Here is a 25,197-nt window from a genome sequence, read left to right as displayed (position 1 = left end):
CCTCCTTAGTGGTTAAGTAGGATCATTTTATTTTGTAATTGTTCAATCTGAAGCCGCATTCGATAAAGCTGTTCTCTTTGTTGGGCATTCGCACTATGAGCCATAATTTGAAGCTCGCTCATCACATCTTCTAACCCCTGTAAAGATTGAGTATACTCCAGATCATGATAGTGTTCCTGTCTTTGCCCGGCTAAATACTGTTCCTGTGCATTGCGTAAGGTATCTTCACAGCGCTGCAAAAACGCGTCCATTGAACTTCGAGTTGCCATTCTTTTTCCTCCTCGAAAAATCCAAACTCGTTTGGGAAGGGGACAACTCCCCTTTATTTATTTTGAACGCACGCAAACAGAAGTAGCCTGTTCAAAATTTACCAATACGTAGAGTTATTGGAAGGATAGAGCTTCCATGATAAAATGAGTTGAATCAAGGAGGAATGAACATGCCAGAAAATCCATTTCCTTATGCGAGTGATCATAAAAGATATCATACCTGGAACTACCATTTAAGAAATCACTTTGGATATAAAGTGTTTAAAATCGCATTAGATGGTGGCTTCGATTGTCCAAACCGCGATGGGACTGTAGCTCGCGGGGGATGTACGTTTTGCAGTGCCGCTGGTTCTGGTGATTTTGCCGGAAACCGTGCAGAAGATTTGGTCACACAATTTGAAACCATAAAAGCCAAAATGCATCATAAATGGAAAGACGGCAAGTATATGGCCTATTTCCAAGCCTTTACAAACACACATGCTCCTGTAGAAGTCCTGCGGGAAAAATATGAAACCGTTTTAAAACAAGAAGGCGTTGTCGGACTTTCGATTGCAACCAGACCAGATTGCTTGCCGGATGATGTCGTGGAATATTTAGCCGAATTAAACGAACGTACCTATCTTTGGGTTGAACTTGGTCTGCAAACGGTACATCAAAAAACAGCAGATTTGATTAACCGTGCTCATGATTATTCTTGTTATGTAGAAGGCGTTGAAAAATTAAGAAAGCACGGAATTCGGGTGTGTTCCCATATCATTAATGGCTTGCCTTTAGAAACCTATAATATGATGATGGAAACTGCGCAGGAAGTTGCCAAGCTTGATGTGCAAGGCATCAAAATTCATTTATTGCATTTATTAAAAGGCACTCCTATGGTTAAGCAATATGAAAAAGGAATGCTTGAATTCTTATCATTTGAAGATTATGTAAAGCTAACCTGTGACCAGTTAGAAATTCTGCCTCCTGAAATGATCATACACCGCGTTACAGGAGATGGACCGATTGATTTAGTGATCGGCCCGATGTGGAGTGTTAACAAGTGGGATGTTTTAAACGAAATTGACCGTGAGCTGATACGCCGAAACAGCTGGCAAGGTAAATTCTATCGACCTGAAGTAAAGGAGAGAATCGTATGAAGCTAGAACGAATTCTTCCATTTGCCCGAAGATTATTGGAAAATACTATTTCTGATGGAGACATCGTAGTCGATGCTACAGTCGGCAACGGCCATGACACTCTGTTCCTGGCCCGATTAGTCGGGAAACACGGAAAAGTCTACGGCTTTGATATCCAAAAAGAAGCGATTGCGACAGCAAAGTCTCGGTTAGAAGAACATGAGATGCTTGACCAAGTCCTCTTATTCCAGCAAGGACATGAAAACCTGCTCGAATGGATTCCCCCTGTTCACCATAGCAAAATTAAAGCAGCCATTTTTAATTTAGGCTATTTGCCAGGCGGAAATAAAACCATTGTTACAAGACCGCAAACCACGATTAAAGCGCTGGAGCAACTATTAACCGTGATGCCTTCAGAAGGGCTAATTGTTGTTGTAATCTATCCTGGCCATCCTGAAGGTGCTGTGGAAAGGGATTACATTATTCGATACGCGGAAAAACTCGATCAGCATTTTGTTCACGTACTCCAATATAAATTTATTAATCAAATGAATAACCCGCCGTTTATTATTGCCCTGGAAAAAATATAGCCAGTCCCGTTATTTGGAGGCTGGCATTTCTAGCATAAATTTGATTAGCTTGGGTTAAAGCATCACATCCCAAATTCATTGGCAATCAGCTCATATGATCGAATTTTATCTTTAAAATCATACATAATCGAAGCAATCATAATTTCTTCGGTTTGATAAGCCTCCGCTATTTTGAGAATTTTTTCCTTAACGGTTTTAGGGGAACCGACCACCATTCGTCTTCGGTTATACTCTACACTCTTTTTTTCAAATGGGGTTAACGAATACGATAAAAATTGATCAGGGTGAGGCGTTCCCTTTGAAGACATTCCGTTTGCGGATCGCAGCATGCTTAAATCCATACTTCCCGCCAGATAATTCGCCTTCTCATCAGTTTCTGCACAAATAGCAAATACAGAGACCATGGTTTTAGGGCTTTTTAAATACGCAGATGGTTTAAAGTGCTTACGATAGGTCCTCATATATTCTTCCCCGCCTTCCCCATTGATAAAAAGCGCAAATGAGTAAGGTAACCCCTTATCCGCAGCAAGTACAGCACTAGAAGGGCTAGTGCCAAGTATCCATACATCCGGAATACTGTCTGAAATCGGTGTCGCTTTTAACCCGTAATAAGGGTGATCAAGTGGCATTGTATCATGAAGGTACATATTTAATTCATCTATTTGCAGAGGATATCGTTTTAGATCACGCGGTTTTCCGTCACCTAATGCATATGAAGCTCTTGGCATCCCTCCCGGAGCTCTTCCTACGCCGAGATCAATACGGCCTGGAAAAAGGGCTTCCAGAACCTTGAAGTTTTCGGCTACCTTGAAGGAACTGTAATGAGTTAGCATTACTCCGCCAGAACCGACCCGAATGTGTTTAGTATGACTCGCGACGTGAGAAATCAGAACTTCCGGGGAAGACCCTGCCAAGCTTTCTGTATCATGATGCTCTGAAACCCAAAACCGTTTAATGCCCATTTGATCCGCCCATTTCGCCAATTGTAACGTATTTCTTAGAGCTTCTGTTGCTGACTGCCCCTCCGAAATCGGAGACTGGTCGAGAATACTTAATGTTAATAATTTCACGTTCGCCTTCATCTCCATTGTTCGCAAATTACTTCAGCCAATGCTAATTTTTTACGTACTGACCTTAATTCCCGAGCCAACAGGCTTCCACTTTTTTAAGGCCTCATAGGCCTTTCGGTTCCAATAGAAAAAGTACCCGGTCGCACCTCCTGATTTCAGCAGCTGTTTCACCACTTTTTTATGGCGTTCATCTTTTTTGGCTACCTTTAAATCAGATAGATAGACTCCCAAAAGTCCTCTATTGATTAGCCTATGAAATCCGGCGTGTGGAATTTGCTGGATATGTTTTTCTGCTTGATTGAAGAAGAAAACTAAGCGCTCTGCCATATGTTCACTGTCACTGTAATAGGAACAAAAATTTAAATCTCCTTCTGTTTGGTCCTCCTCTTGATCAATAAAATAATCTAATAAAATATGTAACCCCTGTATATAAGGGAAATAGCCTGCTTTTATCGGTTCAAAAGGGATATCCGGAAAGTCTTTTCTAAAGGAATACGAAACTAAACAAAAAATGCCCAAGGTTGAACCAGAACAAGCCGAAAACTCGTACCACTCCATCTTCGGAATCCATTGTTTTTGCTTTTGAAACCAATTCATCAGCCTTGATTCTCTTTCCTCAATCGTTACATGCTTATGTACTTGCAAATCACAATAATATTGGCAAAGTTCAATCAGGTAATCTTTAATCTGTCCATAAAACGGCGATTGTTCAAGGATACTTTGACAGGTTGCGACTAACTCTTCTAAATAGCCTCCATCATTTTGATCTTTCCGAAAGCAGTAATAATTTTCTGGGCTTGCCCCCACTGTTACAGAATGCTTCATTGATAAATGAAGTTGCTCGAAATCAATCGCATCTAATGAGGTACTTCGGTCGCAAAGATTATCCAGATAATCACTAATGGTCTGATAGGCGACAATAAATTTAATAATTTTTTTATAATCAGCCTCCCCAAGAAGAGATAATATGGAGCCTCCTTCGCAATGAAAGGTCTTTTTCTCTATACTTGCAATCGCCTGTTTCCTAAGTTCGTCGTTTGGGATTTGTTTGGCACGTTCATACCAATAAGAAAGCTCTTCATTTACAATAGGAAATACTCTTTTGAATACATGCCTCATTAAGGATAGCGGCTTTGTAGGAATTGCCATATCTGTCACCTCACACTATGTAATAACCAAGTGATCTTAACCTCGCCTCGACAAAATCTTTTGTATATTGAAATACCAGTTCTCTGTTAGAATCACTAAATATCTCATGAAAACAGTTTTCCCATTCTTTAAAATGCTTTTCTTTCAGAGCAGCCTGATCAATCCAGCTGCGAACAGCTAGCTTGTCAACAATTTTATCATTTCCTCCTTGCATCACTAAAAAAGGAATATCAGCAGTTTTGTGAACATTTTCAAATGCCTGCTTCATCGCCTGCACTAATTCCCTGTACCATCGTACGGAAATCTTGCGAACATACAAGGAATCGTTGATGTCGGAATTCTGTACTTCTGCATTATTCGTAGCTAGATCAACTGCTAATTGTGGACTAACTTTCAATTTAGGTGCAAATATATTTAAGCCCAGCGACAACGCTTCTAAAAATTTAGATGGGTGCCAAACCAATCCGAGACAAGGTGAAGAAAGAATGGCAGCAGCCAGCAAAGGCAACCTTTTTTCCTGAAGCAGTCTAATCACTACAAGGCCGCCCATACTATGGCCTATAATAAATATTGGAAGTTCCCATTTGGCCGCTTCATGTAGCCATCCATCTACTTCCTCTATATATTCATCAAATGAGTCGATATGCCCTCGATTTAAACGGCTTGTCAATCCTTGTCCAGGCAAATCACCCATTAAAACGTGAAACCCATTTGAACGCCACATTTCAACGAGCCATCTGTATCGTCCGTGATGTTCAAAGGCTCCATGGACAATGACAACAACCCCTTTAGCATCATGATCACATTCCCATTTCCACATAATTGAAGCAAGACCTCCTTTTAAAGGATCCATAAGTATAGATTGTGACAATCCTTTCTAAAATACGGTAGTATTAAATGGGTACTAAAGTTTTCAGAAGGAATGCAGTAAAAAAGGTCCTATCTCGATTTTACGCTATTAGCGGCATTTTATCCTTTCTGAAGACTTGAAACAAAGATAAGAAAAGGATGGTTTGAAATATGATTTATCCATTTGGTGAGCACACACCCAAAATTGCTAAAAATGTCTTTATTGCAGATTTTGTTACAATTACTGGTGATGTCTCCATCGATGAGGGTTCAAGCATTTGGTTTAACACTGTAATCAGAGGAGATATTGCCCCAACCATCATCGGGAAAAAGGTTAGTATTCAAGATAACAGTGTAATCCATCAGAGTCCGAATAAACCAATGATTATTGAAGACGAAGCAACTATTGGCCATCAAGTCATCCTTCATAGTGCCACAATCCGTAAAGGGGCATTAATTGGGATGGGCTCCATTATTCTTGATGGTGCAGAAATTGGAGAAGGAGCCTACATTGGGGCAGGCAGCTTAGTTCCGCCCGGAAAAGTGATTCCTCCTGGAGTTTTAGCATTTGGCCGCCCAGCAAAAGTGATGCGTGAACTAAATGAAGAGGATCTAAAAGAAATGAAACGGATTGTCCAATCCTATTATGAAAAAGGACAATACTATAAATCTTTACAGCACAACCGATAAAAAAGATAAGAGAATTTTTTATTGAGGGTGACTTAAGGTGGAATGGATTTTTGCCCTAATCCTTTTCATAAGCGTTTTTATCTATATGGGTTTTCGCAATTTTAGACCGATTGTTCAAGGAATTGCTATACTTTTTACTGTTATTATAGCTTTGACTGCTGCCATCTACTTCAACCATGAAAAATTAGTAATCGCCATTACAAATTCGGATATTCAAACAAAATCAGCGATTCAAACAAAGGAACAAGATGCGTATGTGTATGAAATCATTAAAATTCAAGAGCAAGTCTTATTAAACGCACCAATCATTTCCCAGTTTCCTGAGCTTGCCAGAGGCTGTGAAGTAACTAGTCTGGCAATGCTTCTTCAATTTCATGGATACGATGTCGATAAGCTGACGCTGGCTCAAGAAATAGCAAAGGATCCCACCACTTACAAAAATATAAATGGGCAGATCTTTTTCGGACATCCAAATACCGGCTTTGTGGGAAATATGTATTCTTACGCTGAACCTGGACTCGGTGTGTATCACAAGCCAATTAAAGAGCTGGCTGAGAAATATGCGCCCGGAAAAGTAATTGATTTAACCGGAAGTGATTTTACATCTGTTCAAATCTACTTATCACAGGGATTACCCGTTTGGGTCATTACAAATACATCCTATCAAGCATTGCCTGAAACTGAATTTGAAGCATGGCAAACACCAAGTGGTCCAATCAAAATTACATATAAAGAGCATTCTGTTCTGCTGACTGGGTATGACGAACAATTTGTTTACTTTAATGACCCGCTGACGGGCGAAAAAAATAAAAAAGCGCCCATGATTGAATTTGTACAATCGTGGACGCAAATGGGAAGTCAGGCCATTGCCATTAACCATTAATGAGCTGTCACATATTCTGGTTGCAGCTCTTTTTCATTTTGGAATTCATAAACTTTTTCAATATAGACCTTATGCCAAATCATAAATACTAGAACCGTCCAAATTTTACGGGAATGGTCGGCCTTGCCTTGGCAATGTTCTTCTAACAGGTTTAGAACATAGTCCTTCTTTATCCATTGGTCTGTATTGCTTTCGAGAATTAATGAAACAGCCCAGTCATGCATTTCATCTTTAAGCCAATGCCTGATTGGAACAGGGAAACCAAGCTTCTTCCGATTTAAAACATGGGCGGGAACGAAGGATTCAGCCGCTTTTCGCAAAATATATTTGGTTGTTCCATTTGCTGTTTTTACTGAATTTGGAATATGGGAGGCTACTTCAAATACTTCTTTATCTAAAAATGGCACTCGAAGCTCAAGCGAATGAGCCATTGTCATTTTATCTGCTTTTAATAAAATATCGCCTCTCAGCCATGTATGAATGTCGATATATTGCATTTGTTCTACTGGCTCGTATCCCATCGATTCTTTATAGAATGGCTTTGTAATATCTGTATAGTGAAGCTTTTGATTATACTGGCTCATCAATTCTTGCTTTTCTGCCTCAGTATACATTTTCGCATTCCCGATAAATCTTTCTTCTAATGGCGTGCATCCTCTTTCGATAAAGCTTTTCCCTTTCATTCCGTCAGGCATGATTTTCGAAAGCTGCAGGAGGATTCGTTTCAGACTGGCAGGGATTCGGTTGAAAATCTGTAAGGATTGAGGTTCCCGGTAAATATTATAGCCCCCGAACAATTCATCTGCCCCTTCGCCAGAAAGTACTACCGTTACATGTTTTCTAGCTTCCCTTGCAACAAAGTACAAAGGAACACAAGCCGGATCAGCGAGCGGATCGTCTAAATGCCACATAATCTTCGGCAGTTCATTCATATATTCTTCTGGTGAAATCACATAGCTGATGTTTTCTAGTCCCAGTTTTTCAGCACTTTCCTTCGCTACATCAATTTCACTGAATCCATTATGGTCGAATCCAACTGAAAATGTTTGGATACTTGGATGAAATTCCTTCGCAATCGATGCAATAATAGTTGAATCAATGCCGCCGGAAAGGAAGGATCCAACCGGAACATCACTTCGCATATGCTTTTCTACAGAATCAAACAATACATCACGAATTTCTTTAACCCATTCCGTCTCTTCTTTATGGACTGGTATGAAATTAGCCTTCCAATATTGTTTAATTTCGATGGGCTTTCCGATTTCCTTTGTAAAGTAATGACCTGGTTCGAGCTTATAAATGCCTTTTGTTAGGGTATAAGGTTCCGGAACATATTGAAACGTTAAATAATGCTGGAAAGCTTCATGAGAGATTTGCTGTTCTTCTTGCAAAGCTAAAAGAATACTCTTCTTCTCTGAACCAAACAAAAGCCGATCCTCATCTTCTTTATAGAAAAAGGGCTTAATCCCAAAAGGATCACGAGCACCAAAAAGCTTCTGTTCTTTTTTATCCCAAATAACAAACGCGAACATTCCGCGGAGTTTATCGACTGCTTTTTCTTTATATTTGCTATACAGAGCAATAATCACTTCAGTATCTGATTGAGTTGCAAAAGTCAACCCTTCTTCAATGCATTGCTCCCGTAATTCTACATAGTTATAAATTTCCCCATTAAAAATAATCCAGTATCTTTCGTTTTCATACGATAAAGGCTGATGTCCTGCTTCAATATCAATGATACTTAATCTTCTAAATCCAAGCTGAACATGTTCATTTGAAAAAAAGCCTTCATCATCAGGACCCCGATGATAAATCAAATCATTCATTTGCTTGAATGGAAGATTTCGACTTTTCTTATCTGAAACGGGATGATCATGAACACACCCGATAAAACCACACATATGTAGTCACCTGCTTTATCCTTAATGTTTCTGTAACTTTTGAGAGTTTCATGGACTGTTAAAATTCCATTTACAAAACAATACTACCATTTTTTAATCAAAAAAGGGAAAGGGATTTCTTCCCTTCATTTTTTCTTACCCATAGTTAATGACGTTCAAACAAAAAGGAAGTTACACCCAATTTGATGTAACCCCCTCATTACCATCATGCGTTAGCCTGTGCTTTAAGAATGTCTGCTTTGTCTGTTTTCTCCCAAGGCAAATCTAAATCATTACGGCCAAAATGTCCATAGGCAGCCGTTTGTTTATAAATCGGACGACGTAATTCTAACATTCGGATAATACCCGCAGGACGAAGGTCGAAGTTTTTCCGTACGAGATCAACTAAAACATCTTCACTAACCGTCCCAGTTCCAAACGTATCAATTGAAATGGAAACAGGCTGTGCTACTCCAATAGCGTAAGCTAACTGAACTTCACATTTATCAGCTAATCCAGCCGCTACAATGTTCTTCGCGACATAACGGGCTGCGTATGCTGCGGAACGGTCTACTTTTGTAGGATCCTTGCCAGAGAAAGCTCCGCCTCCATGACGGGCATATCCCCCGTAAGTATCTACAATAATTTTTCTCCCTGTTAAACCGGCATCCCCTTGAGGTCCGCCAATTACAAAACGGCCAGTCGGGTTAATAAAATATTTCGTATTGTCATCAATTAACTCTTGCGGAACTACCGGTTTAATCACATGTTCTTTTAAATTACGCTGAATTTGTTCAAGCGAAATCTCTGGGTGATGTTGAGTTGAAATGACAATGGTATCAATACGAACAGGTTTACCGTTCTCATCATATTCAACTGTCACCTGTGTTTTTCCGTCCGGACGTAAATAAGGAAGAATATCATCTTTCCGTACCTCAGTAAGTCTTCGTGCGAGCTTATGGGCAAGGGAAATCGGCAGCGGCATTAATTCCTTTGTTTCATTGCAGGCAAATCCGAACATAAGACCCTGGTCTCCAGCTCCGATTGCTTCCACCTCTTCATCTGACATTAAACCTTCACGCGCTTCAAGAGCTTGGTTAACTCCCATCGCAATATCAGGTGACTGTTCATTTATGGAAGTAAGCACCGCACATGTTTCCGCGTCAAAGCCATACTTTGCTCTTGTATAGCCAATGTTGGCAACAGTATCACGAACGATTTTCGGAATATCAACATAGGTAGATGTGGAAATCTCTCCTGAAACAAGTACAAGACCTGTTGTTACAGAAGTTTCACAAGCTACCCGTGCATTGGGATCCTTAGCTAAAATGGCATCTAAGATTGCATCTGAGATTTGATCACAAATTTTGTCTGGATGTCCTTCAGTTACGGATTCAGAAGTAAATAAACGTCGCTTTGTAGACATTTTACAAATACCCTCCTATGAGTAAGGCGTAAAATCTCGCCCAAGAATCACGGAACTCGTTTCCCTTAAAATGCTCTCAGTAAAGTTAATTAAAAGAAACTTTGCCATCTATATATTATGGAAATGAATTTCTTAGATTGCATCACCTTTTATTAGGGTGCCTAGTTTCATTTACTTTACACGGAAAAAATACGAATAGGGGGTTGACCCTGATTTCCTTTTAAGTCTTGCCTCCCGCTCTTATCGTTCAAGGCTTGCTGCCTTGCATCAGGTTAGCACCTTTCATCTAACATTCACGTTAGCAGGTTGCTGAGTTTCATAGGGCCTGTCCCTCCACTTCTCAGGATAAGAGAATCCGTTCAACGTAAAATCATAACGACCAATGATAGCATTGTCAACCAAAATTAAAAAGACAGTCCATAAATAATTAAATCGTACAGCTATCTGAATGACACTGGCCTTTCAAGAATTGATGGCGGCGTTTTGCGACCCACTTATAAATCGGATCACCAATTAGAGAAACCCCTGGAATATAACAAATTAAACCAAGTACAAATGTTGAGGGCATGAGGAGAAACATATGGCGAATCGAACGGAACCCTTTAAGGACTTTTACTGTCTTATCAGTTTGAACGAGGAGATGCAGTTCTCTTCTCAGCTCAATGGGTCTAAAGCTAAGGGTATAATCCAGCTTTTCATACTCTTGTAAAGAGGCCCATTTTAATTTGTTAAACCAATCCAGTTTAGTTACAGTTTTTTTCGTCCTTTGGCATAGGGCACATTCTGCATCATATAAAGCCAATCTAACTTTACTCATTCGGCCTATCCCCCATTTATTTCCTCTTACATATATTATACACTTTAAGAAATAAAACTGCTTAACAAATAGAAAAAGGGCTCCTATTATTTATTAAGATGAATCATTAATGTAAAAAGAAAATATGTTCTTGCTTCACTAATTTTAAAAAATCATGGAACCATTCTTAGTAAATAGTATAGACTATTAAAATAAATGTGTTATACTAATTAAGAAATAAAGGTCAAATTCTGATCTTATATACAAATGACATAAAACGTATGTGTTTTGAAACAACACAAAAACTAAAACAGGTAAACTCGAAAGTGCTAAGACCAAATCAAAACTTTAAAAGGAAGGACAGGGAGTAACTTATGGGTTCTAGTCTTCTCAAAACCAAATTATCCGCTATTGACCAAGGAGGAAATTTGCAAATTCAGCTGGGAACGGCAAAGTTAGTGGAAAAGGTATTAGAACGGAACGAAGGGATTTTAACTTCAACCGGTGCTGTTCGTGCGGAAACAGGACTATATACTGGCAGATCTCCAGAAGATAAGTTTATTGTAAGAGACGCCCTTACTGAAAATGAAGTCGAATGGGGCAAGGTCAACCAGCCTTTTGATCCTGAGAAATTTACAAAGCTTTATGATAAAGTCATCAATTATTTAAAACAGCTAAATGAAGTTTTTGTATTTAAAGGCTTTGCAGGGGCAGACCCTTCTTACCGACTTCCCATCCAAGTGATTAATGAATTAGCCTGGCATAATTTATTTGCACAGCAGCTCTTTATCCGCCCTACTAAAGAAGAATTAAAAAATCATCAGGCTGAGTTTTCAGTTATTTCAGCTCCCGGTTTTAAAGCTGATCCCGCTGTAGATGGAACACGTTCCGAAACTTTTATCATTATTTCATTTACTGAAAAGGTTGTATTAATCGGCGGAACTGAATATGCTGGCGAAATGAAAAAGTCGATCTTTTCGGTAATGAATTATTTATTGCCGAAAAAAGATGTATTCTCAATGCACTGTTCAGCCAATATCGGTCTTGAAGGTGACGTTGCTCTTTTCTTCGGATTATCCGGTACAGGCAAGACTACTCTTTCAGCAGACCCTAATCGCAAATTAATTGGCGATGATGAGCATGGATGGTCGGCAAACGGTATTTTTAACATTGAGGGAGGGTGCTATGCAAAATGTATCAATCTCTCACAAGAAAAGGAACCGCAGATTTTTGATGCGATTCGTTTTGGTGCTGTTTTAGAAAATGTTATGATCGATCCTGTCACTAGAGAAGCAGATTATGATGATAACTCACTCACTGAAAATACACGGGCTGCTTATCCGCTTGAAAATATGTCCAATATAGCCTATCCATCGGTTGCAGGGCACCCAAATACTATTATCTTTTTAACGGCGGATGCCTTTGGCGTCCTTCCGCCGATTTCAAAATTAACAAAAGAGCAAGCGATGTATCATTTCCTAAGCGGTTATACGAGCAAGCTTGCCGGAACGGAACGTGGAGTTACTTCTCCGCAAGCTACTTTTTCAACATGCTTCGGAGCCCCATTCCTTCCGCTCCCTGCACAAAGATATGCAAAAATGCTTGGAGAGAAAATCGATGCACATGATGTCCAAGTATTTCTTGTGAATACCGGCTGGACTGGAGGCGAATATGGTGTAGGAAAAAGAATGAAGCTCAAGCTTACCCGTGCTATGGTGCAAGCCGCGTTAAACGGAGAGCTTAGCTCAATAGAAACCGTGAGAGATCCAATTTTCGGATTATATATCCCGGTTCATGTACCAGGCGTACCCGATTATGTGCTTCAGCCTGCAAGAACGTGGGAGCATAAAGAAGCTTACGAACTAAAAGCTCTTGAATTGGCGAAGAAATTTAAAGAGAATTTTGCTAAGTTCCAAGGCATTGCAGATGAAATTGAAAGCTTAGGCGGGCCAGTCAGAACCGAATAGGTTTTTACCATTAGAAAAGAGGATGCTTCATAAAGCGGGTTTTGTCCCCTTATGAAGCATCCTCTTGATATTTCAATGACTTTTCACTCCGTATAAAATGCAGCCTACACCGCACGCAATCCATATGATTTTAGTAAAGGAGATTCTCTCAGCTATACCAAACAGCCCAATTGCTGTAGTGACGATTAGAACAAGCGGGCCAATTAATGCGAGAGAACTATTAACTACCAATGCTTTTTCCACGTCATTAAATTTTAAGATTAATATGGCAGCAAAAATCTCTAAACTTCCAGATAATAAACGTAAAAATGCCATGCCTATAATAGCTTTCTCTAATAAAATGAACATTCTCCACTCCTCCAATACCAGTAACACTTTTATTGTATGCGCGAAATTCTGGAGGAAGGACAACCATACAGAAATATTTAAAATTTCTGCTGGTAAAACAATAAAAAGGAGAGAACTGTCTCTCCTTTTATTTAAACGCAACCTTTAAATCACCATTATCACTGTTTCCGCCCATAATTCGTTCTAAAATTTCTTCTACGTATTTGGAAAATCCTGAGTGGGTTCTCTGTCTTCTGCGCGGCAGATTGATAGGAACATTTAACACAATCTTGCCATTTTCTATTAAAATCACACGGTCTGCAAGAGCGACTGCTTCTTCGACATCATGAGTCACAAGAACAGACGTTATTTTGGCTTTTTTCCAAATCTCTTCAATCAAATCCTGCATTTCAATCCGGGTTAAAGCATCTAACGCTCCTAGCGGCTCATCTAACAATAGAATATTTGGCTGATGTACGAGAGCTCGTGCCAATGCAACCCGTTGCCTCTGTCCGCCTGACAGCTTAGAAGGCCAATCGTACACCCGATCCTCAAGCCCGACATTTCGCAATGCTTCAATTGCTCTCGGACGCCACTCACCAGTCAGTCCGAAACCGACATTTTGCATGATTTTCTTCCATGGCAAAAGGCGTCCGTCCTGAAACATAATCCTAGCTTCCCGATTTAAACCCGTCAATTCTGTTCCATTAATGGTAATCGATCCATCATCACAAGCCTCTAAACCTGCCATTAATCGAAGCAGCGTGCTTTTACCGCAGCCGCTCTTTCCAACAATCGCAATAAACTCGCCTTCATGAATATCCAGGCTAATTCCGTCGAGAACCACCCGGTTATCATAGGACTTTTTAATATTTTTCAACCTTACATGGATTTTCGGAAATTTTGTTTCCAAGGCTTCCCCCTCCGTATCTTTACGTATTCCATTGAAGCCATTTGCCTTCAAAATACCGGGCGATTACATCAGAAAGCTTACCAAATAGGGCATAGAGGACGATACTTAGGACAATTACATCCATTTGCATAAATTCGCGTGCAATCATGGCCATATATCCTATTCCTGTATGAGCTGAAATCGTTTCTGCCACAATTAATGTAAGCCACATAACACCAAGCGAAAAGCGAATTCCTACGAGGATGGACGATAAGGCACCTGGAAAAATGATTGTAAAAAATAGCGAAGGTCCTTTTAATCCATAAGCTTTGCCCATTTCAATGAGGGTCTTATCAACTGATTTAATGCCATGATAGGTATTGATGTAGATGGGGAACAATACCCCAAGCGCTACTAAAAATACTTTTGATACTTCATCAATGCCAAACCAAAGGATAACAAGTGGAATCATTGCTAAATGCGGAATATTCCTCAGCATCTGAATAGACGTGTCAAATAGCAGATCGGAAATCCGGAAAATTCCGTTGAAGAGTCCGAGTAAAAATCCAATCGAGCCTCCGATGAGGAATCCGACTATCGCTCTCCACAAACTGATTGAAATATGATCGATCAATTCCCCTGACATCAATAGGGTAAAACCTGTTGCAAATACATCAGTCGGTGCCGGCAATATTCTATCTGGGATTACCCCCTGCATTGATAATGTTTGCCACAAAATTAATAAGAAAAAGGGGATGGCCCATGGCACCATTCTAGTAAGCAAACCTGTTATGGACGATTTCAATCTTTCTCCCCCTTTCATTTAAAGGTTTAATAGAGTCTATCATTCGCTGATTAGCGCATCTTCAACATTAATCTTTTTCGGAATAATTTCTAAATCATAAAAAGTATCTGCTATCTCTTGCTGTTCTTGCATGATTTCTGGCGAGAGCTTATCGACTCCGTATACTCTTCTTTCTACAGTCATCTGAATTGACGCTTCATCTATTTTTAAAACATCTGCAAGCATCGGAATCAATTTATCATGATTTTGATTGGCCCATTCAGATGATTTTTGAACTTCTTGCATTACAATATCAAGCACTTCTTTATGCTTGCTGGCAAAATCTTTCGTTGCTAAAAAGAAGTCTCGGTCCGTAGTGAAACCCTCACCATCGGTAATCATGCGAGCTTTAGAGTTAATTTGTGCTGAAGCTGTATAAGGATCCCATACAACCCAGGCATCAATGTTCCCCTGTTCAAACGCAACCCGTGCATCTCCCGGCTGCAAGTAAGCAGGTGTAATCTCGTCATAAGAAATACCTACACTTTCTAGTGCTTTAACTAGCAAAAAGTGAGAGCTTGATCCTTTTGCAAAGCCAATCCGTTTTCCTTTTAAATCTTCCAATGAATTGATTGGGGAGTCCTCAGGAACCAAAATGCCACTTCCCTTAAATTTCGATTTTCCTGCTGCAACATACACAAGTGGTGCGTCAGCAGCCTGTGCAAAAACAGGAGGGGAATTACCGGTTCTGCCAAGGTCAATACTTCCTGCATTGAGTGCTTCAAGTAAAGCTGGACCTGCCTGAAATTCATTCCATTCCACGGTAAACCCGATTTCCTCTAGTCGCTCTTCTAATGTTCCAAGTGATTTTAAAATGAGCAGAGGTCCATTTTTCTGATAGCCAATCCGGATCACATTAGTGCTATCTTTCTCTTCTTCACCTCTTGCTGAGCATCCGATCAGGACAGTACTAACCATTAAAAACAGGCTCATAACCGCATAGAATATAGGGCTGGATTTTTTCATATTTTCACTCCTTGTATTAAGCTCTTATCAATAAAATCAATCTGTTTTAGCCTATGATTGTATGAAAGGTAGGTTCCTGTCCCGATTCAAATAAATGTAAATTGAGACATAAAATTTCATCATCGAGAAACAATAATATGGATTTTAATTGTTATGAAAGGATGGAAACGAATGGCGCTCTTAAGTACGAAGCCTCAAGAAGAACCGCTTCATTCGGGTGAGGTCTTTAATCTTTGGTCCCACCTTTATGCCACAAAGGCTTTTTTAGTTACGCTTCAAATATTAACGAACCACTCAAGCGATCACGACTTAAAGGCATTTTTGGAGGATTTTACGGAAAACTGTGTGAAACAAGAGGAACAGCAAACTGAGGCAATTCTGAAAACGAGCGGAATACGTTTGCCGCCGGCTCCTCCAGCAAGACCTGATGTGAATCCAGAAGATATCCCAGCTGGGGCAAGGTTTAATGATCCTGAAATTGCGGGTCTTGTTCAGAGAGAAATCATGGCGGGAAACATATTGTTCAGTTATGTAATGGGAATATCGCTGCGAGAGGATATTGCCCAAATGTTCGGGGAATTTCATACACAGAGAACAGAGTATGAAGAAAAACTAGTAAAAATCTCAAAGGAAAAAGGTTGGCTCGTCCCTCCTCCTATGAATTTAAAATAGATTTTTGGAGATAAGGAATAATGAAGTTTATGCAAGGTATACTTTTTAAGCAACTAAAAGGATGTGTACAAGCCCGTGGCGTCCAAGAATAAAGGGATGATGATAACAGCAATAGGATCGATTCCGCTCATTATGACTCTCGGCAATTCAATGCTGATCCCAATCTTTCCGCAAATGAAGTCAGCACTTAAACTTAGTCAATTCCAAGTAAGCTTAACGATTACCGTGTTCTCAATCGCAGCTGCGATATTTATTCCAATCCTTGGATATCTCTCAGATCGATTTTCAAGAAAAATAATAATATTGCCCGCCCTCATTCTATATGGGATTGGCGGATTACTTGCTGGTTTTGCTGCTGCCGGTTTTAATAATTCATTCGCGTGGATTTTAATTGGACGAATCTTACAGGGGATCGGTGCTGCCGGAACAGCACCGATTGCAATGGCTTTAACTGGCGACCTTTTTAAAGGAGGAGAACGAAGCAGAGTATTAGGAATTGTCGAAGCTTCGAATGGACTTGGAAAAGTTTTATCTCCCATTATTGGTTCATTAGTAGGGTTGATTGTATGGTATGCGGTTTTCTTCGCATTTCCTGCAATTTGTCTAATTTCTATCATTTTAACTTGGATATTTATTAAAGAAAAAAGACACCGCCAGGCTCCCCCTCCGTTTCGAAAATATATGAGAGGTCTTCTTAGTGTTTTCAAATATGAAGGCCGCTGGCTGCTTACAACTTATTTAGCGGGTGCTACTTGTCTTTTTACTTTGTTTGGGATTCTTTTCTACTTAAGTGATGTTTTAGAGCAGCAATATAAAATTGACGGAGTTGCCAAGGGACTGATTCTAGCCATACCTCTGCTAGTAATGGGAACAACATCCTATATAACCGGCAGTAAAATCGGAAAAAACTTATTTACAATGAAACGGTTAACAGTACTTGGATTTTTTCTGATGACCATCTCCTATAGCTTATTGTCTTTTATAGAAAGTTTAGTCCCGTTCTTATTGGTTCTCGCAATCAGCAGTGTAGGAACTGGTTTAATATTGCCTTCTATTAATAGTTTAATTACAGGGTCAGTTGGAAAAGAAAGAAGAGGATTTGTGACCTCTTTATACGGCTCTGTCCGATTTATCGGAGTGGCTGTAGGTCCCCCGATCATGACCCGCTTATTAGACTGGTCACGCCCTGGCATGTTTTATTCCCTGGCTGCGCTTACCCTTTTATGCGGATTGCTCGCTCTTACCCTAATTCATGTAAAAAAATCAGATGGCGAAAAGAAACATTCACCATTCCGCTACAATTATGTGTAAAACAGTTTATTTCTTCCTCCAGCTTAGGGTATAAACAGAATGAAAGTTAATACTGTAGATGACATCCACCATTTTCGTAGAAATCCATTGGCTTATGAGAGCTTGAATGATTATTTCCCAGCTAATTATAGAAGCGGTTAGAACAAAAATAAAACCATTCATCCAAAACAATGGTTTACCTGGGTACACATGCCTATACTTAGCAATAATTAAGGCGATCACTCCAACTCCCCCGTTGGAGACGCCTTCCCTAAGCAATAGTCCAATACCAGTGCCAAGAAAAACAGAACCGACTACTGCATCAATCCACACATTCCCGACTGGAGTGGGGATGATATGCTGGAAAAACCCAATTGAAAGTGAAGTAACAGTAATGGCTACCATGGTCCAAATCACAGAACGATTTCCCAGATACTTCATTGCCAGCATCAGCATAGAAAAGTTTACGATCCATAAGGCTAAACCCATATTAATAAAAAGAAAATGATTTAAAAGAACTGAGATTCCCCCAGCTCCTCCTGATGGAATCGAATGAGGAAACAAAAATAATCCCATTCCTAATCCCTGGATTGTCCCTCCTGCGATCACAAACCCGCTTTTCCTCCAAAATTGATACATGTTCATCCCTACTGTCCGGTACACAGTTTGGTTTGGCACCATCCCGCTGCACATTTCATTTAAAAAAGGCCAAGCTACTCTTTATAAATATTCTTGTCCGGGTTTTATTATGATTGTAAGTAAGGTCATTGTCACCGGGGATAACAGGGAGAGGGAATTCAACATATCGGGAGTGAAGGACTTTTTAACCTTGCTGCCGAGCGATCATAAAGGGATGAAGGACATTTTTTACCCTGCACAAGCGAAGAATATCCTTCATCACAGAAAGTTAATTGACAGAATACAAAGTTTCCAGCCGGTAGATAATAACCGTTTTTTTATCTTCCCATTTTAAAGAGTCAATCACAGCCGTTCCGCTTGGCTCGGACTCCTTTTTTCTTCTGACCTCAATTGGTATGTGCATCGGGTATAACCGGTAGCCTTCCTTTATCAGCTCAAACGTGTTATCCTGTAATCGTTTTTCTTTTCCGTTAGTAACGATCAGTGTTTGCATTTCTAAAGGCATCCCCACGAAATCAGCCCCTTTCAAGTCCCCGTATTTTCATCCATCTTGTTAAATCCTGAACGGTCTTTCTATTAACAGCAGGGGGAAAATAATGAGTGTATTCAGGAAAATACCAGGATTCAACGGATTTTCCTAATTCCTTTAGCCTTTTTTCAAGCCTCAATGAATGTTCAACTGACACATTTTCATCCTTTTCACCATGAATAATCAGAACGGGCGCTTCCATTTCTTCTAAATTATACAGAGGAGTTCGTTTATGATAGAGTTCGGGTACTTTTACAGGTGTCCCTCCAATCACCCGCTTCATCATCCTCCTTAAATCTGTTCTTTCTGCATAGGTAAGAGCCATATCACTTACACCTCCCCATGTAACAACGGATGCAGCAGGTTTTTCTATGGCTGTCCACAAGGCCATCACACCTCCTCTTGAAAAACCAAAGACATGAATCAAGTTTGCAGAGACCCGCGGATGCTGGGCAAGCAGGTCAAAAGCGGCATAAGCATCATTCCGATCCTCTAGCCCAAAATCTTCAAATCCTTCTCCACCCTGATTCCCGCGATAAAAGGGGGCAAACACAATAAAGCCCTCTGCCGCAAACTGAATGATTCTTCCCGGTCTCACCTTTCCAACGTTTTTGATTCCGCCCCTCAAATACAGAAACCCATTTAATAAATTGGTTCCTTTTGGCTCGGCAAGCAGCCCTTTCACTTTCAAGCCACTGGAATAATATGTAACGTGAAAAAGATCAATGTTTGGGTGCGGGGAGGGAAACTTTTGCTTATCAATAATGAGTGACATGATGAAATCCTCCTTTACGCGATATAGAGGTACAGATCCTTTTTTAAATATGGGCATTCACACATTTTTTCTTTTTTCATACGATAATTTAGATTCTTTTTCCGGGCGAATACCCATAGGAAAAAGCCAAATTGTGAGGAGGAACATTTATGAGAAAGTGGTTAAAAATCATGCTTTCTTTATCCGTAGCGCTTATGTTGATTATAACATTAGCTGCTTGTAATCCAGGAAATGAAAAAGTTCGTGTTGCTGAAGTTACCCGTTCCATTTTCTATGCACCTCAATACGTTGCGATCGAAAAAGGCTTCTTTGAAGAAGAGGGCCTTGATATAGAGCTTACTACTGTTTTTGGCGGCGATAAAGTGATGACCACATTACTTTCTGACGGTGCTGAAATTGGCCTCGTCGGATCGGAAACATCCATCTATGTATATGCACAAGGCTCTACTGACCCTGTTATTAATTTTGCCCAATTAACGCAAACTGATGGCACCTTTTTAGTGGCACGTGAAGATACTGGAGAGTTTTCCTGGGATCAGTTAAAAGGATCAACCTTCCTTGGCCAGCGCAAAGGCGGGATGCCGCAAATGGTTGGAGAGTTTGTATTAAAGAAGCATGGAATTGATCCGCAAAGTGATCTAAATCTCATTCAAAACATTGATTTCGCCAATATTTCTAGTGCTTTCGCTTCTGGAACTGGTGACTATGTCCAATTATTTGAACCGCAAGCAAGTGTATTTGAAAAAGAAGGAGTCGGTCATGTTGTTGCCTCCTTCGGTACTGAGTCTGGACACGTCCCATATACAACCTTCATGGCAAAGCAAAGTTTTATGGATGAAAATAAAGAAACGATAGAGAAATTCACTCGTGCTCTTTATAAAGCACAACAATGGATTCAAACTGCGAGCCCTCGTGAAATTGCCGAAACCATTCAGCCATATTTTGAAGATACTGAGCTAGAAATTATTGAGATGAGCGTAGATCGTTATAGAAGCCAAGGGTCCTTTGCAACAGATCCAATTTTAGATGAAGAAGAATGGAACAACCTGCAGACTATTATGGACGAGGCCGGGGAACTTCCACAGCAGGTCGATCATAAGACTTTGGTAAACACTGAGATTGCTGAATCTGTAATTGAGGAGTAAGACACACATCAAATACGAATTGTCTAAAGTAAAAAAGAGGAGGCCGTTCAAGCATGAGTTTTTTGTCCGTTAATCATGTCCATCACACCTACTTCACGAAAAAAACGGCCACGACCGCTCTTGAGGATATTCATTTCACATCTGAGGAAGGAGAATTTATCTCCCTACTCGGCCCGAGCGGTTGCGGAAAGACAACACTCCTTTCCATTATTGCAGGTCTATTTCCCCCAACAGAGGGGCAAGTCACAATTGAGGGGAAATCCGTTCTGGATGAGGCCTCACAACAGGTTGGATACATGCTGCAACAAGATTATTTATTTCCTTGGAAAACCATAAAAGAAAATATAACACTTGGATTAAAGCTTCAAGGGCTCTTACATCCAGATTCATCCCAAAGAGTGCTTGATTTATTAAAAGAAATGGGGCTTGCTGGAGTAGAGGATCAATATCCCAAACAGCTGTCAGGCGGAATGAGGCAAAGGGTTGCTCTTGTCCGGACGCTCTCTACCAATCCAAAGCTCTTATTATTAGATGAGCCATTTTCTGCATTAGATTTTCAAACAAAACTCAAACTTGAAGATTTGGTTTGGGAAACATTAAAATCTTTTAAAAAGACTGCCGTCCTCGTTACTCATGATATCGGAGAAGCCATCGCGATGAGTGATACCATTTATTTATTATCAAGCCACCCAGGTAAAATTCATAAAATCTTTCATGTTCCTGAACAATTAAAAGAACTCAAACCATTTCATGCAAGACAGCATTCAGACTACTCTGGTCTGTTTCAAGAAATTTGGAAGGAGCTGGAGAATCTTGAAACAAAATCCTGATATCAATCTCCTTCACGAACAATACAAACAAAGTCTAATCAAAGAAAAAAGAATGGTACGGCTGTACCAAATAATCATATTCATTGCATTTTTTGCTTTATGGGAAACGGCCAGCCGGCTTCACTGGATTGACCCGCTCATTTTTAGCTCCCCATCACGGGTTTTTAACTTATTTGTGGAGAAGGTTCAAGATGCCTCTTTATTTTCTGAGATTGGGGTTACTTTATTTGAAACAGTTTTAGGCTTTATCTTAGGGACTTTGCTGGGTACGATCCTGGCAGCGATTTTGTGGTGGTTTCCTTTCTTTTCAAAAATTGCGGATCCTTATTTGGTTGTGTTAAATGCCATGCCAAAGGTTGCATTAGGACCTATCTTAATTGTAGCCCTTGGTCCAAATTTCACTTCCATCATTGCAATGGGAACGATTATCTCTGTCATTATTACAACGATTGTCGTCTACACGTCTTTTCGCGAAGTGGACCCGAACTATTTAAAAGTACTGCAAACCTTTCGGGCAAGCCAATTTCAAATGTTTAAAGAAGCAATTCTTCCTGCTTCTTTTCCGACCATCATTTCAACCCTAAAAGTTAATGTAGGCTTATCTTGGGTAGGTGTTATTGTCGGTGAATTTTTAGTGTCCTCCCAAGGATTAGGCTACTCGATCATATATGGTTTCCAAGTATTCAATTTTACACTGGTTATGCTGTCGCTGCTTGTTATTGCAGTATTTGCTACGATTATGTATAAGGTTGTTGAATTGATTGAGAGAAAGTTAATAAAAGATAATTAGAATAAAAAGGCCGACTTATGAGTTAAATGAGTTGGCCTCTTTTTTGTTTTTTAAATACTGTATGAAAGTCTCGACTACACCATCCTTCATAATAAAACTAAAGGATTCGTCTAACCCCTTAAATGAAATAGTAGGGTCTATGAGTACTGGCCCCCTAGTCTCAAGGTAATCATTTTTACTGACCAGTTCTTTCACTTTGGCATAAAAAACGCCTTTCACAAACTCCTCTTTTTCAGAAATCACTTTATATTGGCCTATAAAATTAAGTTCTTGGACCAGTCCCCCTGTTTCCTCAAAAATTTCCCTTTTGGCGGCATCTTCTGGATTTTCCCCTTCTTCCAGTTTCCCTCCTGGGAATTCAATTCCCCGCTCCTTATGATTGGTGCATAACCAGCAACCGTTATATTCAGTAATGCAAAGAACATGCTGTATATAATCCGTATTTGCCTGCGTGCCAAAGGATAATTCAATTTTGTTTCCATTTAGATCTGTGAATACAATCATGAGAGTCGCTCCTGATAGAATAATCTGGTACCTTCGTCGGATTTTACAAAAAAATGAATCTTACAGACTTATTTTACCGTAAAATGAAACCGTACGCTCGAGTCAAGAGCGGAATGAAAAGGAGAGGACAATTCATGAAAAAGCTATGGATGATTCTGCTGACAGCTGCATTACTAGTTGTTCTGGGTGCATGTAATCAAACTGCAGAGGATGTCAGCGGATCAAATTCCGAAAACAATGGGGCAGAACAGGAAAAGCAAGAAGTTCAAGAAGAACCAAAGGAAGAAGAGAAAGAGCTTACACTTGAAGAAGTATACAACAAAACGATGGAAGCTTCTAATTCATTGCAAAGCTTTTCTATGACGACTGATTTGGAAATGTCAATGACTTCTAATGTACAAGAAGGGGCCATGAACATGTCATCCAGTACGAATGGCCAAATCGTGACAGAACCGCTTGCTATGTATCAGCAATTAACAACTTCTATTGAAGGAACACAGGAAGCAATTGATACAGAAATGTATGTAACAGAAGATGGATTCTTCTTTTTAGAGCCATCTAATCAGACGTGGTTAAAAATGCCTAATGAAATGTCAACGCAAATTTTAGGAGAAGCAGCTGGCCAGCAAAACAACCCTGGAGCTGAATTGGCGAGTCTCCAGCAATTTATTGATGACTTTGAATTTCAAAAAGATGAAACGAATTATATTTTAACATTAAAGGCGAATGGTGAAAAATTCGTTGAGTTTGCCAATCAAATGCTGCAAAGTGCTATGCCGCAAGATTATGAAGCGATGGGAAATGCATTTGAAAATATGGCAATTGAGAATTTAGAATATGAGATGTTTATCGATCAAACATCCTTTTATCCTACGAAGTTAAATATGAACCTTTCCCTAACTATTACAGAAGGGGAAGAAACCTTAAATATGGATATGAAGATGAATGGATCCTATGCGGATTTCAATAGTGTGACAGTTGAAGTTCCCCAAGAAGTAATTGATACTGCTCAGGATATTACGGCAGAAACAGGTCTGTAACAGAACACAAATAGTAAAAATAATGAAAGAGCCTTTATGAGGCTCTTTCATTATTTTATGTCATTTTGTATGTCTTGCGAGTCAGGTTCGGCATAGGATTTCTCATCTAAGATTCCTATAGACTCAATTTGTTTCCTTGCCTCTTCATCTCCCAAATCGTGAATCAGTTGGTACACATCTTTTAATAAGCGGTCATTCGCGTCGTTTTCCCTGTCATAATGATATTGAACATAGGGTACATGGGCACGAAAAAAATTCTGCCACCCTGTTGAATGCATTTGGTCAAAATACTCTCGCAGCTGTGTAATGTCTTCATCAGATGCTTCAATTTGATAATTCCAGGTAGAAGCCGTTCTGCTTCTGGAAATCTCACCACTTCCCAGATCAATATAATAGGTCTTCCTTTCATTTGTCATAAGATTATCTCCTTAAGCCGTTTATGTTTCTTTTTCCACATATAGGGGGTTTTTATTCAGGCGTTTTATCGGAATCCTTGTCCTGTTTTAAAGTGTCATGATTCTGATCCGGGTTTTTATTCTCTTTTGGTCTTATACTCTCCAAAGCATTCATTAAAGCTTTCGGAATAGGCACTCCTGCCTTGGCGGCATGCTCAATAATGGAAATACATTCGTTACAAAGATAAAAAAGAATCGTTGCATTTCTTACGAGATGAGGAGTATCCAATACTACATCGACGATATGGGCGACCGCTATCAGGGAAAATATAATTACTTTCTTGGCAATACCCTTCCAGCCCACATTACTTGATAAAGATCCGTTCATAAACGCAAGCAAAACACCTAGCCCATAATCAAGGATGACAGCGATGATCAATAATAAAAAAATATGATTCCAGCCTCCATACATTACTGAGAGTACTGAACCGACACACGAAATGAAAGGGATCGTAAACGTTCGAATGATTTCCATTATACATTTCCCCTTACCATATAATAAAAGATTCTTCTCTACTTAATCATATGTGTTCAAAATTTTCGTGTAACGTTATATGTCTTAGTTCAATAGTTCCCTTTTGCTGAAAAATTCAATAAATGGATCATTATAAGAAAAAAACTCGCCAATTGGCGAGTTTCAGACTGTTGACAAACTCGATAATATCGAGTTTGCCTACAGTCTTTTTTCATTTACAATATTTATAATGAGATATCTAGAGGTGATGGATTATGATGACGAGAAACAATAATATTGAAAGAGACCAATTAGAAGTGATCGCGATTGACCAACTAGTACCACAAGATCATTTAGTACG

At 39.7% G+C, this 25,197-nt stretch carries 28 protein-coding genes and 1 riboswitch; of the genes, 11 read left to right on the top strand and 17 right to left on the bottom strand.

The genetic code is table 11. The annotated features are described in order from the left end of the window. Window positions 1–5: 5 nt before the first annotated feature. Window positions 6–269 carry a YtzC family protein gene (locus MLE14_RS09220; protein WP_243298077.1) on the bottom strand — a complete coding sequence of 88 codons (264 nt, stop codon included), beginning with the start codon at window positions 267–269 and terminating at the stop codon, window positions 6–8. Between the two features lie 170 nt (window positions 270–439). Between MLE14_RS09220 and MLE14_RS09215 the strand changes: the two genes are divergently transcribed. Beyond that, window positions 440–1,405 (top strand): TIGR01212 family radical SAM protein, encoded by a 966-nt coding sequence (locus tag MLE14_RS09215; RefSeq protein ID WP_243298076.1) that lies wholly within the window; start codon window positions 440–442, stop codon window positions 1,403–1,405. Continuing rightward, window positions 1,402–1,974, top strand: a complete 573-nt coding sequence (locus MLE14_RS09210; RefSeq protein ID WP_243298075.1) for a class I SAM-dependent methyltransferase — start codon at window positions 1,402–1,404, stop codon at window positions 1,972–1,974. Before MLE14_RS09215 ends, MLE14_RS09210 begins: the two co-directional genes overlap by 4 nt. Before the next feature lie 62 nt (window positions 1,975–2,036). Here MLE14_RS09210 and MLE14_RS09205 read toward each other — a convergent pair whose 3' ends face one another. The 3 genes from MLE14_RS09205 to MLE14_RS09195 are packed head-to-tail and all read right to left on the bottom strand — an operon-like array spanning window position 2,037 to window position 5,013. Continuing rightward, a complete protein-coding gene (locus tag MLE14_RS09205) occupies window positions 2,037–3,044 on the bottom strand; it encodes an LLM class flavin-dependent oxidoreductase (RefSeq protein WP_243298074.1) in 1,008 nt (335 codons plus the stop codon). A gap of 51 nt (window positions 3,045–3,095) precedes the next feature. Continuing rightward, entirely contained in the window at window positions 3,096–4,193 is a 1,098-nt protein-coding gene (locus MLE14_RS09200; RefSeq protein WP_243298073.1) for a tetraprenyl-beta-curcumene synthase family protein, read from the bottom strand. 10 nt (window positions 4,194–4,203) lie between these two features. Next, window positions 4,204–5,013 (bottom strand): alpha/beta hydrolase, encoded by an 810-nt coding sequence (locus MLE14_RS09195; RefSeq protein ID WP_243298072.1) that lies wholly within the window; start codon window positions 5,011–5,013, stop codon window positions 4,204–4,206. A gap of 200 nt (window positions 5,014–5,213) precedes the next feature. Here MLE14_RS09195 and MLE14_RS09190 point away from each other — a divergent pair, with 200 nt between their 5' ends. Continuing rightward, window positions 5,214–5,732, top strand: coding sequence for a gamma carbonic anhydrase (locus tag MLE14_RS09190; protein WP_243298071.1), 519 nt, complete (start codon window positions 5,214–5,216; stop codon window positions 5,730–5,732). Between the two features lie 37 nt (window positions 5,733–5,769). Further along, complete coding sequence (locus tag MLE14_RS09185) at window positions 5,770–6,615, top strand: C39 family peptidase (protein WP_243298070.1); 846 nt, start codon at window positions 5,770–5,772, stop codon at window positions 6,613–6,615. Here the strand turns inward: MLE14_RS09185 and asnB are convergent. From asnB to MLE14_RS09170, 3 genes are all read right to left on the bottom strand, one after another. Beyond that, window positions 6,612–8,516, bottom strand: a complete 1,905-nt coding sequence (asnB, locus tag MLE14_RS09180) for an asparagine synthase (glutamine-hydrolyzing) (protein ID WP_243298069.1) — start codon at window positions 8,514–8,516, stop codon at window positions 6,612–6,614. The two genes, MLE14_RS09185 and asnB, sit on opposite strands and share 4 nt — an antisense overlap. A 205-nt stretch (window positions 8,517–8,721) precedes the next feature. Further along, on the bottom strand, window positions 8,722–9,921 hold the full coding sequence (metK, locus tag MLE14_RS09175) for a methionine adenosyltransferase (protein WP_243298068.1): 1,200 nt from the start codon (window positions 9,919–9,921) through the stop codon (window positions 8,722–8,724). Window positions 9,922–10,158: 237 nt separating this feature from the next. Next, window positions 10,159–10,273: riboswitch (SAM riboswitch) on the bottom strand. 75 nt (window positions 10,274–10,348) lie between these two features. Continuing rightward, window positions 10,349–10,738, bottom strand: coding sequence for a thiol-disulfide oxidoreductase DCC family protein (locus MLE14_RS09170; protein WP_243298067.1), 390 nt, complete (start codon window positions 10,736–10,738; stop codon window positions 10,349–10,351). Window positions 10,739–11,091: 353 nt separating this feature from the next. Between MLE14_RS09170 and pckA the strand changes: the two genes are divergently transcribed. Next, the gene (gene pckA, locus MLE14_RS09165; protein ID WP_243298066.1) at window positions 11,092–12,684 is read left to right on the top strand and encodes a phosphoenolpyruvate carboxykinase (ATP); all 1,593 of its coding nucleotides are present in this window, start codon (window positions 11,092–11,094) and stop codon (window positions 12,682–12,684) included. 72 nt (window positions 12,685–12,756) lie between these two features. Here the strand turns inward: pckA and MLE14_RS09160 are convergent, their stop codons facing one another. The 4 genes from MLE14_RS09160 to MLE14_RS09145 all read right to left on the bottom strand — a co-directional run bounded on the left by MLE14_RS09160 (window position 12,757) and on the right by MLE14_RS09145 (window position 15,713). After that, the gene (locus MLE14_RS09160) at window positions 12,757–13,032 is read right to left on the bottom strand and encodes a YqhV family protein (protein WP_243298065.1); all 276 of its coding nucleotides are present in this window, start codon (window positions 13,030–13,032) and stop codon (window positions 12,757–12,759) included. 127 nt (window positions 13,033–13,159) lie between these two features. Next, window positions 13,160–13,924, bottom strand: a complete 765-nt coding sequence (locus MLE14_RS09155; protein ID WP_243298064.1) for an ATP-binding cassette domain-containing protein — start codon at window positions 13,922–13,924, stop codon at window positions 13,160–13,162. Between the two features lie 19 nt (window positions 13,925–13,943). After that, the gene (locus tag MLE14_RS09150) at window positions 13,944–14,708 is read right to left on the bottom strand and encodes an ABC transporter permease subunit (RefSeq protein WP_390628557.1); all 765 of its coding nucleotides are present in this window, start codon (window positions 14,706–14,708) and stop codon (window positions 13,944–13,946) included. A 39-nt stretch (window positions 14,709–14,747) separates the two neighbouring features. Continuing rightward, window positions 14,748–15,713, bottom strand: a complete 966-nt coding sequence (locus MLE14_RS09145; protein ID WP_243298062.1) for a sulfonate ABC transporter substrate-binding protein — start codon at window positions 15,711–15,713, stop codon at window positions 14,748–14,750. A 171-nt stretch (window positions 15,714–15,884) separates the two neighbouring features. Between MLE14_RS09145 and MLE14_RS09140 the strand changes: the two genes are divergently transcribed. Next, window positions 15,885–16,385: a DUF3231 family protein gene (locus MLE14_RS09140; protein WP_243298061.1), complete on the top strand. Its 501-nt coding sequence runs from the start codon at window positions 15,885–15,887 to the stop codon at window positions 16,383–16,385. A 96-nt stretch (window positions 16,386–16,481) separates the two neighbouring features. Beyond that, window positions 16,482–17,696: an MFS transporter gene (locus tag MLE14_RS09135; protein WP_243298133.1), complete on the top strand. Its 1,215-nt coding sequence runs from the start codon at window positions 16,482–16,484 to the stop codon at window positions 17,694–17,696. A 6-nt stretch (window positions 17,697–17,702) separates the two neighbouring features. Here the strand turns inward: MLE14_RS09135 and MLE14_RS09130 are convergent, their stop codons facing one another. From MLE14_RS09130 to MLE14_RS09120, 3 genes are all read right to left on the bottom strand, one after another. Beyond that, a complete protein-coding gene (locus MLE14_RS09130; RefSeq protein ID WP_243298060.1) occupies window positions 17,703–18,314 on the bottom strand; it encodes a YitT family protein in 612 nt (203 codons plus the stop codon). A 268-nt stretch (window positions 18,315–18,582) separates the two neighbouring features. Further along, window positions 18,583–18,825, bottom strand: coding sequence for a DUF2584 domain-containing protein (locus tag MLE14_RS09125; protein ID WP_243298059.1), 243 nt, complete (start codon window positions 18,823–18,825; stop codon window positions 18,583–18,585). A gap of 4 nt (window positions 18,826–18,829) precedes the next feature. Beyond that, window positions 18,830–19,618: an alpha/beta hydrolase family protein gene (locus tag MLE14_RS09120; RefSeq protein ID WP_243298058.1), complete on the bottom strand. Its 789-nt coding sequence runs from the start codon at window positions 19,616–19,618 to the stop codon at window positions 18,830–18,832. Window positions 19,619–19,767: 149 nt separating this feature from the next. Here MLE14_RS09120 and MLE14_RS09115 point away from each other — a divergent pair, with 149 nt between their 5' ends. The 3 genes from MLE14_RS09115 to MLE14_RS09105 are packed head-to-tail and all read left to right on the top strand — an operon-like array spanning window position 19,768 to window position 22,383. Beyond that, complete coding sequence (locus MLE14_RS09115) at window positions 19,768–20,763, top strand: ABC transporter substrate-binding protein (protein ID WP_243298057.1); 996 nt, start codon at window positions 19,768–19,770, stop codon at window positions 20,761–20,763. Between the two features lie 53 nt (window positions 20,764–20,816). Next, window positions 20,817–21,593, top strand: a complete 777-nt coding sequence (locus tag MLE14_RS09110; protein WP_243298056.1) for an ABC transporter ATP-binding protein — start codon at window positions 20,817–20,819, stop codon at window positions 21,591–21,593. Continuing rightward, entirely contained in the window at window positions 21,574–22,383 is an 810-nt protein-coding gene (locus tag MLE14_RS09105) for an ABC transporter permease (RefSeq protein WP_390628582.1), read from the top strand. Before MLE14_RS09110 ends, MLE14_RS09105 begins: the two co-directional genes overlap by 20 nt. Before the next feature lie 15 nt (window positions 22,384–22,398). Here the strand turns inward: MLE14_RS09105 and ytkD are convergent, their stop codons facing one another. Continuing rightward, entirely contained in the window at window positions 22,399–22,887 is a 489-nt protein-coding gene (gene ytkD, locus MLE14_RS09100) for an RNA deprotection pyrophosphohydrolase (RefSeq protein ID WP_243298054.1), read from the bottom strand. Between the two features lie 134 nt (window positions 22,888–23,021). Here ytkD and MLE14_RS09095 point away from each other — a divergent pair, with 134 nt between their 5' ends. Beyond that, on the top strand, window positions 23,022–23,927 hold the full coding sequence (locus MLE14_RS09095; RefSeq protein WP_243298053.1) for a DUF6612 family protein: 906 nt from the start codon (window positions 23,022–23,024) through the stop codon (window positions 23,925–23,927). Between the two features lie 50 nt (window positions 23,928–23,977). Here MLE14_RS09095 and MLE14_RS09090 read toward each other — a convergent pair whose 3' ends face one another. Further along, window positions 23,978–24,343 (bottom strand): hydrolase, encoded by a 366-nt coding sequence (locus MLE14_RS09090; RefSeq protein WP_243298052.1) that lies wholly within the window; start codon window positions 24,341–24,343, stop codon window positions 23,978–23,980. Window positions 24,344–24,395: 52 nt separating this feature from the next. Continuing rightward, entirely contained in the window at window positions 24,396–24,857 is a 462-nt protein-coding gene (locus tag MLE14_RS09085) for a phage holin family protein (protein ID WP_243298051.1), read from the bottom strand. Window positions 24,858–25,197 lie beyond the last annotated feature (340 nt).

The organism is Bacillus litorisediminis, from assembly GCF_022808645.1.
Taxonomy (GTDB): Bacteria; Bacillota; Bacilli; order Bacillales; family JC228; genus Bacillus_BF; species Bacillus_BF litorisediminis.
The sequence above is the reverse complement of the archived record's forward strand: the minus strand, read 5'-3'. Positions and strand labels throughout refer to the sequence as shown.

Excerpts from the sequence above, each read along its gene's own strand:
- MLE14_RS09085 (WP_243298051.1), bottom strand. The coding sequence starts at position 24,857 with ATGGAAATCATTCGAACGTTTACGATCCCTTTCATTTCGTGTGTCGGT.
- metK (WP_243298068.1), bottom strand. The coding sequence starts at position 9,921 with ATGTCTACAAAGCGACGTTTATTTACTTCTGAATCCGTAACTGAAGGA.
- asnB (WP_243298069.1), bottom strand. The coding sequence starts at position 8,516 with ATGTGTGGTTTTATCGGGTGTGTTCATGATCATCCCGTTTCAGATAAG.
- MLE14_RS09210 (WP_243298075.1), top strand. The coding sequence starts at position 1,402 with ATGAAGCTAGAACGAATTCTTCCATTTGCCCGAAGATTATTGGAAAAT.
- MLE14_RS09170 (WP_243298067.1), bottom strand. The coding sequence starts at position 10,738 with ATGAGTAAAGTTAGATTGGCTTTATATGATGCAGAATGTGCCCTATGC.
- MLE14_RS09220 (WP_243298077.1), bottom strand. The coding sequence starts at position 269 with ATGGCAACTCGAAGTTCAATGGACGCGTTTTTGCAGCGCTGTGAAGAT.
- MLE14_RS09200 (WP_243298073.1), bottom strand. The coding sequence starts at position 4,193 with ATGGCAATTCCTACAAAGCCGCTATCCTTAATGAGGCATGTATTCAAA.
- MLE14_RS09145 (WP_243298062.1), bottom strand. The coding sequence starts at position 15,713 with ATGAAAAAATCCAGCCCTATATTCTATGCGGTTATGAGCCTGTTTTTA.
- MLE14_RS09130 (WP_243298060.1), bottom strand. The coding sequence starts at position 18,314 with ATGTATCAATTTTGGAGGAAAAGCGGGTTTGTGATCGCAGGAGGGACA.
- MLE14_RS09090 (WP_243298052.1), bottom strand. The coding sequence starts at position 24,343 with ATGACAAATGAAAGGAAGACCTATTATATTGATCTGGGAAGTGGTGAG.
- MLE14_RS09135 (WP_243298133.1), top strand. The coding sequence starts at position 16,482 with ATGATGATAACAGCAATAGGATCGATTCCGCTCATTATGACTCTCGGC.
- MLE14_RS09160 (WP_243298065.1), bottom strand. The coding sequence starts at position 13,032 with ATGTTCATTTTATTAGAGAAAGCTATTATAGGCATGGCATTTTTACGT.
- MLE14_RS09115 (WP_243298057.1), top strand. The coding sequence starts at position 19,768 with ATGAGAAAGTGGTTAAAAATCATGCTTTCTTTATCCGTAGCGCTTATG.
- MLE14_RS09095 (WP_243298053.1), top strand. The coding sequence starts at position 23,022 with ATGAAAAAGCTATGGATGATTCTGCTGACAGCTGCATTACTAGTTGTT.
- ytkD (WP_243298054.1), bottom strand. The coding sequence starts at position 22,887 with ATGATTGTATTCACAGATCTAAATGGAAACAAAATTGAATTATCCTTT.
- MLE14_RS09110 (WP_243298056.1), top strand. The coding sequence starts at position 20,817 with ATGAGTTTTTTGTCCGTTAATCATGTCCATCACACCTACTTCACGAAA.
- MLE14_RS09140 (WP_243298061.1), top strand. The coding sequence starts at position 15,885 with ATGGCGCTCTTAAGTACGAAGCCTCAAGAAGAACCGCTTCATTCGGGT.
- MLE14_RS09190 (WP_243298071.1), top strand. The coding sequence starts at position 5,214 with ATGATTTATCCATTTGGTGAGCACACACCCAAAATTGCTAAAAATGTC.
- MLE14_RS09215 (WP_243298076.1), top strand. The coding sequence starts at position 440 with ATGCCAGAAAATCCATTTCCTTATGCGAGTGATCATAAAAGATATCAT.
- MLE14_RS09195 (WP_243298072.1), bottom strand. The coding sequence starts at position 5,013 with ATGTGGAAATGGGAATGTGATCATGATGCTAAAGGGGTTGTTGTCATT.
- pckA (WP_243298066.1), top strand. The coding sequence starts at position 11,092 with ATGGGTTCTAGTCTTCTCAAAACCAAATTATCCGCTATTGACCAAGGA.
- MLE14_RS09120 (WP_243298058.1), bottom strand. The coding sequence starts at position 19,618 with ATGTCACTCATTATTGATAAGCAAAAGTTTCCCTCCCCGCACCCAAAC.